The sequence below is a fragment of the Photobacterium kagoshimensis genome, from assembly GCF_050337045.1.
GTDB classification, from domain to species: Bacteria; Pseudomonadota; Gammaproteobacteria; order Enterobacterales; family Vibrionaceae; genus Photobacterium; species Photobacterium kagoshimensis.
Window position 1 is genome coordinate 336,171 of sequence record NZ_JAKJSO010000015.1, and the last position, 13,541, is coordinate 349,711.

Genomic DNA, 13,541 nt, shown 5'->3' on the forward strand with positions numbered 1-13,541 from the left:
TTGGACGATTATCTAGTATAAAGTTGAGAAAAGTCAGTTAATTCCATACCTACATACAAAAGACTACTCGCTATACAACTCAAAACTATGAGAAGCCTGCTATTTATTCTGAAGCGTATTTTTGCCATAGTTAGCAATATCTTACAGGTATAGGGAAATATACTATGAAGTTTTTACCGCTAAGCCTTCCCCATTACTTAGCCGTAATCTTTAGCATTGTCTTTATTGCATTTGGTATTAACCCCGTTTTTCGGGAGGTTTGGATCGCCGAAGTCATTCCTGTCGTGCTCATATTTGCGTTTCTTGTGGCCAGTTACTCTAAGTTTCAGTTTAGCCATACCGCTTATATACTGATGTTCTGTTGGCTTATTGGCCATACTATTGGAGCCCACTACACTTTCGCCAATGTACCTTTCGACTGGTTTAATAATCTACTCGGCACTGAGCGTAATATGTTTGACCGCGTAGCCCATTTTACGGTTGGTTTATACGCTTTTCCAATTGCTGAATGGTTAGTGAGACGTGGGGAATGTAAACCCAAACTGGCCGCCTTTTTTGCTCTATTTGCGATTATGGCTATTGCCGCGGGATACGAAATCATTGAATGGTGGTATGCCATTATCGCCGGTGGTGAAGCAGGGATCGAATTCTTAGGATCGCAAGGTGATATCTGGGACGCCCAAAAAGACATGCTAGCAGATACTGTCGGCGCTGTGTTTAGCCTTATATTGTTCTTTAAGGTGAAACCTTTCACCGATCCTAGCGCCACTAAAGCATTATCATAAAGCACAATTTTAGTTGACCACTACAAATACCCCCTAATAAACAAAAAGAAGCCAGATACTTAAGCATCTGGCTTCTTTTTTTGTAATCCGTTATTTAGTCAAATTTGCATTGCACTTAAGTAAACTCAGCCGCAACAAAGCGATTCCGACCTTGTTCTTTCGCCTTATACAAAACCTTATCGACGATTTGATACATATTTTCTGGTGTTTCCAACCCCGTTGGCACCCAAGACACCATACCTTGACTTACTGTAATGATATTAGAGGTGGTCGATTTTGAATGTGGGATCTCTAGCCTTTTGATGCATTGCTTCAAACGTTCACACTCTCTTACTGCTTGTGTTTTATCACAGTTACTGATCAAGACCACAAACTCCTCACCACCATAACGGGCTGCCAACTCACCCGCTCGACTAAAAGTAGATTTGAGTTCACCCGCAACCAACTGCAAGCACCTATCACCTTCCAAGTGGCCGTAATAATCATTAAAGGGCTTGAAGTGATCGACATCGATCATGATGATCGTCAGCGAGAAATTGTTTCGGCCATGCATCGAAATGAACTCAGCCAACTTTTGATCTAAATGACGCCTGTTCGCTAACTTGGTTAAGCCATCTTCATTGACTTGCTGAGAGAGTCGTTCATTCGCTTGCTCTAATTGAACAGAGGCTTCTTTGAGCTTGTGTCTCATATGCGCAATACGTTGCATTGCTTTCAGTTTTGAAGCCAATACAATTTTATTAACGGGCTTAACGAGATAATCGTCCCCACCCATATCAATAGCTTTGGCAATCATTTCAGGCTCATCATGACCACTTAAAAATATGATTGGCACCCATTCTTCATGTTGTTGACGAAGCTGTTTGGCTACATCGACACCGCTCATATCCGGCATGCTGATATCGAGTAACACTAAGTCAGGGTCAAACAATGGGTATTTTTCTATGGCTTCATGGCCAGACCCCACAGCTTCAACAACATGACCAAGACGCTGTAATCGCATTGCAAGCTGCATCCGCTCTAAGTGAACATCATCAACTAATAAGACACGCATTGCTTCCATGAAAGCATCCTATTGATATAAATAGACTTGTATATTATTAATTTATAGCACATATACGCGACCTTCCCACGTTATGTGGTCAGTTAGGCCGTTTTATACACATCAGCGTGACCTATATTGCAATTTTGCACTCAGATAAGTGCGAGTCTTCGCCGCTTTCGCCATCATAAGCCGTGAATGCTCAATAAAATAAACATCTTATTGACTTTTATCGAAGGGGCTTTAGGATTCCCCTCCTTATTTATACTAAGCTGTAGGAACTCTCTATGTCTGAGATCGAGAAAAAAGACGAGCAAATCGTTGAAGAAACAAAACTATCATTAGATGACTGTTCACCTGAACTTCGTCAAGTAGCGGCGTTTGAAGAAGTTCCTGAAGAGCTAATTGAAATGCTTGTTAGCGTGTATAACGTTTCTGAGTCATCATCTCGTGAAGCGTGGAATACACTTCCAGGTAGTGCACAAAATGTTCTTGATAACTTCGAACAATTCCATGCGCTTGTTGCGTTAAGCCAAACTTATTCTGGTGTTGATTTCCTTGGTGAATTCCAAGACACAAAACTACCAGATGAAATGAGCGCTGAAGAGCAAGAAGATTACAAAGCAGTGCTATTAGACAAAGTGCTAACTAACTGTGTTAAGGATTTGACTAAGCAGCTTAAACAAGCTCGTCGTAATCCACCAATGAAGCGTGAATTCCAGGAAATTTTCAAAAAATAATCCTGTAATTTAAAGGGAAGGAAACTTCCCTTTATCTTCACTATCATGTACCGTCAAAGCTAACTTAGTAAAGTAATCATGAACATAGCTATTTAGCATTTGTTCATATCATCAATACCAAAGAACAATACCTTATAATAATGGCCGATTGTTTAATCGTTAGTACTGGTGATTATCTCGCATTATAGTTAACCAGAGCGATAACCAAGTATGTCTCAGGCTGAACAAATCAAATTTCCCACTGGTGTTTGCTTTATTCCTAGCCAAGGTATTATTAAATCGAACAATACCTCTCAAAAGCTCAATCATTCAGAACAGAACATCCTGAATTTTTTGGTTGAACATCACCACCACCCTGTTTCCAAAGACGCTTTACTCAAAGCTGGCTGGCCTAACCGCGATATTACAGAAGCCTCACTATTCCAAGTTATTCGAGCGCTACGCATTAAATTACAAGAAAGCTATAAAGGCGAAGTACTTGAAACGTTTCCTCGTGTTGGTTATCAACTGCGTTCATTCGAAATAGCACCAGTGACAGAAGCGGCAAGTCGCTCTCGTTTTAGCATCGCGAAGTTATCACGTAGCACACTTGTCTTGCTGGGTGTTATCTTTCCAATACTTGCAGGAAGTGCCTTTTATTGGTTGTCCGATCAAAACCATATTGATCCCAAAAGTATCATCCTAAAAACTGACCGTTTTGACCATAACGAATTTCTAGTGGCAGCCGAAGATGATGAAACAGCCAATGAGCTCTTTCATAAGTTGAAAACACTCTATAACAACTACAATGCGCTATACGCACCAAGCACTTTTAGCCATAGACGGATTTTCTTATTCAAAAATGAAAACATTTATTCTATTGCTTGGTGTCAGATGGATGAGAATAAGACGTGTATCGCGAATACTGATATATCGTACAATTTGCCTTTAAATAATTGGCCGATGTTTCAACATGATTTTCTAGCAAAAAAAAATATGGTTAGAGAGCAAGCACAAATCCAGACTGAGTTTTCAGGTGAACCACAAGCCGTTGTTTACCTAAATTATATGGATGATTCATCCATACGTTCTAAAGTTGTGCAGTACTTTGTATCAATCCAAGAAGCAAATAAACTCGCCTACTCTTCGATGTCTTTTATTTCTGAAAAAAGTACACCATTGCATCAAATTCTATCGATTAAGTCTGCTTTTTATAAGGCAGCACCAAACACTGACAATCAACACATTAACGTGAGCTTACGGATTAAACCTGATCTTTTTCACTGGGCTTACCAGCCCGATTCCAACATAGTTAATAAAAGATCTCTCGCGTTAATAGATGAAAAGCAATTTCAAAAAGCACTTCATGCATCACGCGAGCTCTATAATCACTCACTTTATCACCAAGATCATCTCACTTTAATGTTTAGCGAGCTAAATGGCTTTTACTGGTTACACAACCACCAGTATAAAAATGCGCTATTTCAGCCCACGATAGACTAAGAAGATACCGACTGAAATCAAGGTACCAGGAATGAGGATACTCCACATGATCCCCGTCCATACCAATCCCCAAAGCAGAGCTGCGGCAATAAGAAATACAGCCGTCGTTTTTAACGCATCTTTCCAGTGACCACTCATCACTATATCTGCAAGCCCAGTTACACTAAGCAAGATCATTAACCCTGGCCACCACCACTGGGTTAAATATAATACGCCAAAGCCAATAAGAAAGACTCCCGAGGATACGCCATCCCTACCCTGTGTTTTCATACCAAACATGTCGACTCCTCTTATAATTACCCATTGGCAATAGCCAATATTATGTTCACTCTAGCGCTTAGCGCCCCTTCTGAGCAATGAGCAATACCGAGTTAAGCTATGGTTATTACTACCTTTTGGTCAAGATGTGATCTGCGCATCTCATGTTATAATCACTTAATAATAAAAATATATTTAATCTCTAATTATTCAACAAAGCAGGCATGTGGGTTCATGATGTTCTCAGCAGTGAAAAATAAAAAACGCTTCATTGTTTTTCTAACAACAGTTTTATTCTCAGGGTGTGCGGTATATGCAGGCTTAAGTTACGACCAACTGTATGGTGAATCGATACCTCGCGATCGTATTGAGCACGCTTACTCCACCGTTGCAGAACATTACCTTAGTGAAGTAAAACCTATAATAGAGAACCGCTGCGTTGTTTGTCACGCCTGCTACGATGCACCGTGCCAGCTAAAAATGTCCTCTGCTGAAGGAATTGACCGTGGTGCACACAAAGAGAAGGTTTATGAAGGTACTCGCTTATTAGCCTCCAACCTCACCCGTATGTTTATCGATGCGCAATCAACCGAACAATGGCGAGAATTTGGTTTTAATCCTGTTCTTAATGAACGCGATCAATCACCAGAAGCTAACACCCAAGCTGGCGTCATGGCGCGAATGCTGCAATTAAAACAAAGCCATCCGCTTCCTGATCAAAAGGTGCTCGATCATGATAAGTGGGATTTCTCACTTGATCGCGATCAACAGTGCCCAACCATTGAAGAAATGGCCAAATACGAGCAAGACTATCCAAACTGGGGAATGCCGTATGGTTTACCGCAGCTTGCAGATAATGAAAACGATACCTTAATGGCTTGGCTTGAGTCCGGCGCACCTATGGCAAGCACACCTCCTGCACCGCAGGCAACCCGAGAAAAAGTGAAACAATGGGAACGCTTCTTAAACGGTGATTCACTGAAGCAACAGCTAACCAGCCGATATATTTTCGAGCACTTATTTGTTGCACATCTGTATTTTGATGATGAAGAGCAACCTGTTTTCTTCAACTTGGTCCGCTCTCGCACAGCACCGGGTAAACCTGTCGATCTGATTGCGACTCGCCGTCCTTTTGATGATCCCAACGTTGATCGCGTCTATTACCGCTTTGTACAAGTCCGCGAAACCATTGTTGATAAAACCCACATGCCATATGCACTGAACAAGGCTAAAATGGCGCGCCTCGAAGAATTGTTCTTAACACCGAGTTACACGGTAACAGAATTGCCAAGTTATGATCCGGTTTCTTCCGCCAACCCTATGGTAAGTTTCACTCAGCTTCCTGTAGAAGCGCGCTATAAATTCATGCTAGATAATGCTCAGAACACCATTATGGGCTTTATTAAAGGTCCTGTATGTCGTGGTCAACTAGCGCTCAATGTTATTAATGATCGTTTCTGGGTGTTTTTTGTTGATCCTGATATGGCAAACCTGCCCAGCGTGAATGCCTTTTATGAGCGTCAAGCACACAATCTGCGTATGCCTGCAGAGAAAGAAAGCAACACAGTACCTATCACCAGTTGGCTGAGATATGCAAAGCAGCAAGGTGATTTTCTCCGTGCTAAAAATGATTTCATGGAGGCAACCTTTAAAAATGGAGAACACCTTACCCCGCAAGTCATTTGGGATGGCAACGGTACCAACCAAAATGCCTCACTGACGGTGTTTCGCCACTTTGATAGTGCAACGGTAACAAAAGGGTTAATCGGCGAGCAGCCGAAAACAGCGTGGGTATTAGATTACTCACTACTTGAGCGCATACATTACTTACTTGTTGCTGGGTTCGATGTATATGGTAACTTCGGCCACCAGCTTGTGACTCGTATGTATATGGACTTTTTACGCATGGAGGGTGAATCAAACTTCCTCTCTTTACTACCAGAAAATATCCGCCATCAGGAGCTCGCTGATTGGTATCAGGGCGCGAATACAGATCTTAAGCTCTTCATTCAGGGCGATATTAACGAATTTGAGCAACCGTCAGGTATCACATATCTTACGGATACACCGAAGAAAGAATTACTTGATAAGCTAAAATCACACTTAGCCCAGGTACAACCAAGCCGCTATGACCTATCAGCAGCAGTATTAGGCCATCAAGGAATTGCTGCGCTAACGACAATCGGTCGACTACAAGGCGAGTATGTCAGCCTATTTCCTGAGCTTAGCTATATCATGGTTGAACCTAATAATACCCATACCGCACCACAGCTATTTACCTTAGTGCGAAACAGTGCCCACAAAAATATCTCTAGCCTATTTGATGAAGAATCAAACCGACTGCTTGAGCGTGACAACGTCACGCTGGTAAAGGGGATCCTAGGAAGCTACCCCGGTGCATTCTGGTATGTCAAAGAAGCGGAGCTACCAGCGTTGGCCGAAAAAGTCTTAGCCGTTAAAACAGAACAAAACTATGAAGCATTACTTGATCAATTTGGCGTTCGCCGTACCAGCCCTGAGTTCTGGTCATTTAGCGATAAGCTCAATCAAACGTATCAAAGTAATTACCCTATCGAAGCAGGTTTACTTGATTATAATCGGATCGAGAACCGTTAAATAGCATCATAACTAGATGCAAGCCTATAACGTTCAAGGTCAGCATGATGCTGGCCTTTCTTATATCGGGTATTTTTCAGCCTGGTTGATAGGTAATACCAATCTGGGTAAGTGTTAGATTGGTATAAGTTAAGTGAATTGTAAACAATTGAAAATATGACGCACAAACATGGCATTCACAAATAACCAATGACACAATACGCATATATTAACAACTCGTTAAATAGGCGTAACCATGAGCACTAAAACCACAATTTGGGATGGCTTCATTCGCGGCTATCACTGGCTGCAAGCCATCAGTATCGCTGGGCTTTGGTATACAGGGACTGAAGGTTTAATGGATTGGCACTTTTCTATTGCCTATGCGCTATTGGCTTTGCTTACCACGCGGTTAATTTGGGGCTTATTTGGCAGCGATACCGCTAAATTATCAAGCCTGTTCCATTCTCCGAGAGCGGTCATTCAGCATCTCGGTGAGCTGCATCAGTCAAACTCAGAACACACGGCTCACCCACATAAAAGCGATATCGGCCATAACCCAGCGGGGAGCTACATGGTACTCGGGTTCTTTGTACTCATTGCAACACAGCTCACTACGGGCTTATTTGCCAATGATGACATCGTATCTGAAGGCCCGCTTGCCATGTACATCAGTGGTGAGTTAAGCAGTCGATTAACAGAGCTTCATGCTTTGAACTTCGATTTCCTACTTGGTGCAATTGGTTTACACCTTGCCGCCATTTTGCTGTATCGCTTCAAAAGCATCGATCTTATTGGCCCTATGTTGCATGGTAAAAAGGAACTCGTTGATCAGACAGCACCTAAAATGCGCAATGGTGCAATTGGTTGGGGTGTTTTTGTGGCAGTTGCCACAGCTATTTACTTCCTGTGGGCCAAAGACGTTATCATTTACCTTTTCTAGCGCCAAACAGATACCATAACGCTGAAACGGTAGCATAGAGTATGCTAAAAACCGTCCTCACTCACCTTAATGCGGTTAACTAAATACAGGTATTCAATTTCCAAGCTACTCGCTTTGCTTTTCATATTGAAACAACCTGAATGCATCATTGGGTTCAGGTTGAAACTCACCCACTTTCACATAGCCCTGCTTCTCATAAAAATGGTGGTTACGATAAGACTTATACGGCGTAACTAACGACCATTTTTTTGTCGCTGGGTAGCATTGTTCAATTAAGGTGATTACCTGAGATCCGAGCTGCTTATCTTGAAAATTGTCGGTTATGTAGAGCAATTTTATTTCGGTTGTAGTATCACTGGTTGGCTCCGTTAATATCCCGCCCGCAAGCTCGTCGTTATAATAAATTTTATAGTAATGCCCAGTACTGATCTGGGTTAAATGCCAATCAATGCTATCAACACCCGGTGGAAAGCCACCATATTGTTCAAAACCAGGAGAGAACGCATCCATAGAAAGTGCTTTAAGCACTAAAGCATCTGCCACATTTGCACGCTCAAGTTTAGCAACCACAATTCACTACCATCTCTATTCAATATGAACCGCTATTTTGCACATTCTTAACAAGGTGAAAACGATCTTTCATTAAATATGCGTCATGTACATCAAAGATCCGAATTTAGAGGGCGAGGCACGTGCTGCATTAGTTTTCACCTCGCCTGTTTTTCAAAAGCAGCTTCTAAAGATGAAAAAGAAATTAAATCAGGCTTGTGGCGTTGGGCTTGTAAGTTTCGGGGTTATGTTGGCTGCCAAATAAGAACTAATTCAGCAAGAGTTCGAATGCAGTGCTAAGGTAGTGATACTTCGAGATAAATGACGAGTTAAACGATTCTATCATGCATGAAATTACAACAATGGCTGTCACTGTCTTCATGGGCTTTTTCGCCATGATGAATCCAATTGCCAACACTGCCGTCTTTGTTGGTATGACGGAAAATCAAACGATAGCACAACGGAAAAAAACGGCCATTAAAGCCTTACTGACTGCATTTTTCATCATCGCTGCTTTTAGTTTTTTGGGTAAAGGCATTTTCGAGCTATTTGGCATAACGCTGCCCGCACTACGCTTGTCTGGTGGTATCTTAGTCTTTTTGGTGGGTTACCACATGTTACAAGGTAGCCCCTCTAAACTGCATACGCATTCTCCATCAGACACGACAGAGACAGAGACAGAGACAGAGACAGATACGATGGATGAAGATGAAAAAGACATTGCCATTTCCCCCTTGGCTTTACCTATCCTTGCGGGCCCAGGCACTATTGCGACCGCGATGAACTACTCAGCATCTGGTGAGATGGTACATATCATCATCACAATCACCGCCTTTGCCTCTCTTTGCTTAATCACCTTCATTTGCTTTTTATATGGGCCTAAGCTAATCGATAAAATTGGCGAAAGTGGCATAAGTATCACGACACGGTTAATGGGCTTAATTTTAACGGTTATTGGCATGCAAATGCTTATCCAAGGTGTGCACGATGCTTATGTGCTACTTTTCCAGTAATAGCCCATCACATACGATGAGTATGACTTAATTTTCTACCTCTTTTTCGGAGTAGATTTATTTCAAACTCACCTTATAATGCTCAATTCAATTGCTTTCGGACTTTGGTTATGAGCAAAAAACCAGACAGAATGACGGCGATGCAGCAAATTATTGATGCTGTTAAGCAAGAATTTCCACTGTACCAAGAAGATACATTTGTATGCGGCCCAGACAACAGCTGCATTGGCTGCCCTAAGAAACTGATGGAGTTGGTCGATACCGACCTTACCTACTGGGAACACCAAATAAGCCGCGGTGTATCACCAACGTTCGATGAAATTTATCAATTCGGTAAAATGTGCAAAAACATTCGCCGTTCGCTAGTACGCAATAATCGAATTCCAGCCTAATCACATGCCAATTGACGCACTCTCGTTAATTGGCATTAGCCATATCTACGCGCCCTTTCTCCACTTGCATTATAGTAAGTGCTCATCGCCTAACCACTCGTTAAAAATCACCACCCACTTTTCAAGCCGTTCTACGACGAATCTATTAGACTTTATCCCGCTAAGTTTTTAGACTGACACTCCTTTTATCCCCATAGTTAGTGTCATCATCTTCATGAACATAACCCGTATACTCTCGTTTATTACCTTTATCTATTTACTTTCTGGGTGTTCACTGCTCGAAGTAAAATTAGACTCACAGTCAACCCCTCTTACAACGCAAGAGCTTAATATCCGCTTACTCACGCGTGAATATAGTGCTGTCTTTTTTAAGCATGTTGAAGAAACCGCTGACGATATCGCAAGTAAAAATACCGATAACGACGATATATATACTTTCGCTATTCTTTGGAAGATCTATGCGCATGAAGGGTTACAGCAATCAGCCTACCAAATATCACCTTTCGCGGGTTTAATTGATAGTTGGGTATTCACCCGTCAGATGGAAATGTATTTTACGTCGGGTGATGGAAAAACATTGTTTGGATCAGAACAAATACTCGCAGTGAATACCAGCCACCAGCTCGCTGTTGAAATAGAAAAGCTCGCTGAACGAGTACTGAAACCACAACAATTTAAGCAATCACGCACGTTTGTGAATGACTTCGTTACCAAGCACCCTTTTGACAGTTACTCATTTGCTCGCACACCTGCATTTAATGACTGGCTAAGCTACAACAAAATTGATGAAAGTGAAGCTATCACCACCATAGGTACTATGCCTGAAGCACTTGGTGATTTGTCTGACCGCTTAAGTAACCTCTCAAGCTTGAGCCCTAAATTATTAACGTGGAAAGCTGAGCTTCTTGCGAGAAATAGCCAGATCGACGGTGAACAATTAAGTCGAACGTTAGAAAACATCAACCAGTCATCATTAAAATTTCAAGATTTTGTCGTTAACAACCCTGAATACATGAAAGTATTAGCGGCTGAAATGGGGAAAGTGCTACAGCCATTACTGGACGATTTCGATAAAAAAGCAGACACCAAACTGGGTGTGATTTCACAAGAGCGAATGGCATTAGAAGAAATGGTTGCACGCGAGCGAATCGCGATTGGAGTGATGGTTACTGCAGAGCGAGCAAATATAACACAAGACCTTGATGTGATTGCACAAAATGTCGTACAGCGTGCCATAGAACAGTTAACGATTATGCTATCGGACATTCTTGTCTACTTGATCTTATTTTCTCTGGTGATCTTTTTCGCACCGTTTGGGTTAGGCTTTTTGATGGGTAAACGTTACCAGCGCCCTGCGAAAATCACACGAGCATAATCACTAAAATAGCTTGCTACAGAGCCTGTTAAAACGATTAAAGGCGAACCGATGAAGGTCCGCCTTTAAGCTTATTCTTGCTTAGTTAATATAAACACATCAACTTTCTTGGCATTGCCCCGATAGGCTTCTTCAAAAATATAGCCAGAGGCAAACTCACCGCTATCACCGTAAAACTTCACAAAAAGGTCACCTTGTCGTCTTTTATTTTCATCATATAAATTAGACATAAAACCAGTACCATTAAATTCAGCATCAACACATGTGTATACATCTCGACCAGAGACTACGCATGTAGGGTTACCCTCATTTAAGTTAAGAACTACACGGCCAACGTTCACTGTTAATGGTTTTTCATCTTCAGATAAAACTGAGTACAAAAGCGCTCCACTGTAATTTGAACCTACACTTGCTTGGCTTCGAGTTGAGCTGGCAGAGAAAAAGGTTGTATAAAAGCTGTCATCGTACATATGTTCTTTACTTGTTCGATAAACCTTTACATAACCAGCGAAGCCAACAATATTATTATCTTCGTCTCTTCTCATAATGAAATCATGCCCAACATCTGAAGCTTGAATGTACTGCGCTTCAGATTGCACAAAGACTTCAATGTCATCACCTCGGTACACTAAAGTAATGTCTCGATCTTCGACGAGTATGGTGCCGCTTTTAACTGTTTTTGAACTATGAGCGGTTGAACTCCCAAGCGTAACAATTTCAAACTTGGTTAGTGCATTATTAACATTAATACTAAAATCAGTCTTAATATTATTAGATGTTGCTGAGATGATAGCTTGGCCAATTTCAACCCCCGAGATCATCCCTAGGTTACTAACAAGTGCGACATGCTCATCATCACTAGACCAAAGAATATCATTTGATATATCTTTTTTAGAACCATTGCTAAAGGTACCTACCGCCTTAATCTGCACCTTATTTCCCTTAGGCAAGTCATGCGAGCCATCTTGAGTAGAAAGATCGATTTCCTGTAATGTCGTCTTGCTGCTCGTAATTGATAATGGCTCGCTTTTAATGCTTCCATACTGAGCGTTTACTATCGTTTCACCCTCATTATGAGCTTTAACAACACCATCCTTTGTTATGGTTGCAATAGAATCATCTTCAACAGACCAAATAACACCCTCTTGTAATGCCAATTCAGATCCATCACTCAAGGCTCCAATAGCCACCATTGATTGTGTAAATCCAACCGGGATTGCTTGCATGGTACTTTTGTTTGGCTGGGTAATAATATGGGTTAAAACAGCATCCGTTACGTTAACTTCTAACTCATTACTTTCTTTACCATTAAGTAAAGCGGTTATTTTTGCTGAGCCTAAATTATTCCCTTTAACTACCCCATATTCATTGACAGTTGCAATGTTTGGATCACTCGTATGCCAAACAACATCTGATATAGCCTCTTTTTGGCTCATATCATTGTATGTCGCCATTGCAGTTAGCGGAAAGGATACCCCTTTAGGTAAATCACCAGAAAAAGCGGAAGAAAAATCAATGTTAACATTCCAAAGACTTGCCCCTGAAATAGTCAGTTCAATCGTATTACTGTCTATCCCTTTATACTGAGCTATTACTTTCGTTATTCCTTCTGTAATACCTTTTGCTACACCCGCATTGTTTATTGTTGCAACCGTAGAATCAGAACTAACCCAATGAATATCCTTCGTCACATCAAGCTTTGTTTTATTTTGGAAATAGGCGGTAGCACTAAAAGGTAATGTAGATTGTAAAGGTATTCTTGCTGCCGACGTTCCCGATATATTCTCGTAACTAATCTCTACTGATACGATATTATTAGTGGTAGATGTAGATGTAGATGTAGATGTAGATGTAGATGTAGATGTAGATGTAGATGTACCACTGTTACAACCAAGTATAATTAATGAACATAAAACAAGTAGTTTACGCACAAAAGTCTCCTGTATTTTTCTGTTTAATCTAATTAACAAACACCGACTCTCTTTTGAAAGTCATAATGCTGAAGTCAGCATAAATAGATGCTTTATATGAAAGAAAAGCAGATTAAACAGCATCTTCTACCAGCTTGCAAATGATAATAAATCTCAAGTAATGGTTAATTTCTATGACTAGAAATCTGTTTAAGAACACCATTAGAAGCATTATTTTGACATCAAAACGTTTTTCGATCGCGCCTTAGAGTGGGTTTACATAATAACAAATACGACCACTAATAAAATTAAGCGCTAAATATCAACAGGTTAAGCTGTTGAGTTAATTTTGACCCAAAATGGCATCATCAACGAAATGGGGCATCTGCCTATATTTACTAAACTAAGTTCATTTAGATCATTACGGCTCTAAATAAATTTAATACTATTATTATTC

General features: G+C 41.0%; 12 protein-coding genes and 1 pseudogene. 9 read left to right on the top strand and 4 right to left on the bottom strand.

What is annotated here, in order from left to right:
- Window positions 1–164 precede the first annotated feature (164 nt).
- Entirely contained in the window at window positions 165–785 is a 621-nt protein-coding gene (locus L4C35_RS14965; protein ID WP_428463638.1) for a DUF2238 domain-containing protein, read from the top strand.
- 115 nt (window positions 786–900) lie between these two features.
- Here L4C35_RS14965 and L4C35_RS14970 read toward each other — a convergent pair whose 3' ends face one another.
- On the bottom strand, window positions 901–1,848 hold the full coding sequence (locus L4C35_RS14970; protein WP_428463639.1) for a diguanylate cyclase domain-containing protein: 948 nt from the start codon (window positions 1,846–1,848) through the stop codon (window positions 901–903).
- Window positions 1,849–2,114: 266 nt separating this feature from the next.
- On the opposite strand from L4C35_RS14970, the gene L4C35_RS14975 reads away from it, so the two are divergent.
- Both L4C35_RS14975 and L4C35_RS14980 read left to right on the top strand, forming a co-directional pair.
- A complete protein-coding gene (locus tag L4C35_RS14975) occupies window positions 2,115–2,567 on the top strand; it encodes a DUF3069 domain-containing protein (protein WP_428463640.1) in 453 nt (150 codons plus the stop codon).
- A gap of 210 nt (window positions 2,568–2,777) precedes the next feature.
- Complete coding sequence (locus L4C35_RS14980; RefSeq protein WP_428463641.1) at window positions 2,778–4,049, top strand: winged helix-turn-helix domain-containing protein; 1,272 nt, start codon at window positions 2,778–2,780, stop codon at window positions 4,047–4,049.
- Here the strand turns inward: L4C35_RS14980 and L4C35_RS14985 are convergent.
- On the bottom strand, window positions 4,026–4,328 hold the full coding sequence (locus tag L4C35_RS14985) for a hypothetical protein (protein WP_428463642.1): 303 nt from the start codon (window positions 4,326–4,328) through the stop codon (window positions 4,026–4,028). The two genes, L4C35_RS14980 and L4C35_RS14985, sit on opposite strands and share 24 nt — an antisense overlap.
- A gap of 216 nt (window positions 4,329–4,544) precedes the next feature.
- On the opposite strand from L4C35_RS14985, the gene L4C35_RS14990 reads away from it, so the two are divergent.
- Complete coding sequence (locus tag L4C35_RS14990; RefSeq protein WP_428463694.1) at window positions 4,545–6,923, top strand: fatty acid cis/trans isomerase; 2,379 nt, start codon at window positions 4,545–4,547, stop codon at window positions 6,921–6,923.
- A gap of 235 nt (window positions 6,924–7,158) precedes the next feature.
- Window positions 7,159–7,845, top strand: a complete 687-nt coding sequence (locus L4C35_RS14995; protein WP_428463643.1) for a cytochrome b/b6 domain-containing protein — start codon at window positions 7,159–7,161, stop codon at window positions 7,843–7,845.
- Window positions 7,846–7,950: 105 nt separating this feature from the next.
- Here L4C35_RS14995 and L4C35_RS15000 read toward each other — a convergent pair whose 3' ends face one another.
- Window positions 7,951–8,415, bottom strand: coding sequence for a GNAT family N-acetyltransferase (locus L4C35_RS15000; protein ID WP_428463644.1), 465 nt, complete (start codon window positions 8,413–8,415; stop codon window positions 7,951–7,953).
- Window positions 8,416–8,542: 127 nt separating this feature from the next.
- Between L4C35_RS15000 and L4C35_RS15005 the strand changes: the two are divergent.
- The 4 genes and pseudogenes from L4C35_RS15005 to L4C35_RS15020 form a co-directional block, all read left to right on the top strand.
- A pseudogene (locus tag L4C35_RS15005) lies at window positions 8,543–8,659 on the top strand (LysE family translocator); the annotation flags it as partial.
- 79 nt (window positions 8,660–8,738) lie between these two features.
- On the top strand, window positions 8,739–9,407 hold the full coding sequence (locus tag L4C35_RS15010) for a MarC family protein (protein WP_428463645.1): 669 nt from the start codon (window positions 8,739–8,741) through the stop codon (window positions 9,405–9,407).
- A 110-nt stretch (window positions 9,408–9,517) separates the two neighbouring features.
- Window positions 9,518–9,799, top strand: coding sequence for a hypothetical protein (locus tag L4C35_RS15015; RefSeq protein ID WP_428463646.1), 282 nt, complete (start codon window positions 9,518–9,520; stop codon window positions 9,797–9,799).
- A gap of 214 nt (window positions 9,800–10,013) precedes the next feature.
- Complete coding sequence (locus tag L4C35_RS15020; protein WP_428463647.1) at window positions 10,014–11,174, top strand: chemotaxis protein; 1,161 nt, start codon at window positions 10,014–10,016, stop codon at window positions 11,172–11,174.
- 71 nt (window positions 11,175–11,245) lie between these two features.
- Here the strand turns inward: L4C35_RS15020 and L4C35_RS15025 are convergent, their stop codons facing one another.
- Window positions 11,246–13,105 carry an Ig-like domain-containing protein gene (locus L4C35_RS15025; RefSeq protein ID WP_428463648.1) on the bottom strand — a complete coding sequence of 620 codons (1,860 nt, stop codon included), beginning with the start codon at window positions 13,103–13,105 and terminating at the stop codon, window positions 11,246–11,248.
- Between the last annotated feature and the right edge of the window lie 436 nt (window positions 13,106–13,541).

What these genes read in the sequence shown, in the direction of transcription:
- L4C35_RS14965 (WP_428463638.1), top strand. Translation starts at nt 165, where the DNA reads ATGAAGTTTTTACCGCTAAGCCTTCCCCATTACTTAGCCGTAATCTTT.
- L4C35_RS14970 (WP_428463639.1), bottom strand. Translation starts at nt 1,848, where the DNA reads ATGGAAGCAATGCGTGTCTTATTAGTTGATGATGTTCACTTAGAGCGG.
- L4C35_RS14975 (WP_428463640.1), top strand. Translation starts at nt 2,115, where the DNA reads ATGTCTGAGATCGAGAAAAAAGACGAGCAAATCGTTGAAGAAACAAAA.
- L4C35_RS14980 (WP_428463641.1), top strand. Translation starts at nt 2,778, where the DNA reads ATGTCTCAGGCTGAACAAATCAAATTTCCCACTGGTGTTTGCTTTATT.
- L4C35_RS14985 (WP_428463642.1), bottom strand. Translation starts at nt 4,328, where the DNA reads ATGTTTGGTATGAAAACACAGGGTAGGGATGGCGTATCCTCGGGAGTC.
- L4C35_RS14990 (WP_428463694.1), top strand. Translation starts at nt 4,545, where the DNA reads ATGTTCTCAGCAGTGAAAAATAAAAAACGCTTCATTGTTTTTCTAACA.
- L4C35_RS14995 (WP_428463643.1), top strand. Translation starts at nt 7,159, where the DNA reads ATGAGCACTAAAACCACAATTTGGGATGGCTTCATTCGCGGCTATCAC.
- L4C35_RS15010 (WP_428463645.1), top strand. Translation starts at nt 8,739, where the DNA reads ATGCATGAAATTACAACAATGGCTGTCACTGTCTTCATGGGCTTTTTC.
- L4C35_RS15015 (WP_428463646.1), top strand. Translation starts at nt 9,518, where the DNA reads ATGAGCAAAAAACCAGACAGAATGACGGCGATGCAGCAAATTATTGAT.
- L4C35_RS15020 (WP_428463647.1), top strand. Translation starts at nt 10,014, where the DNA reads ATGAACATAACCCGTATACTCTCGTTTATTACCTTTATCTATTTACTT.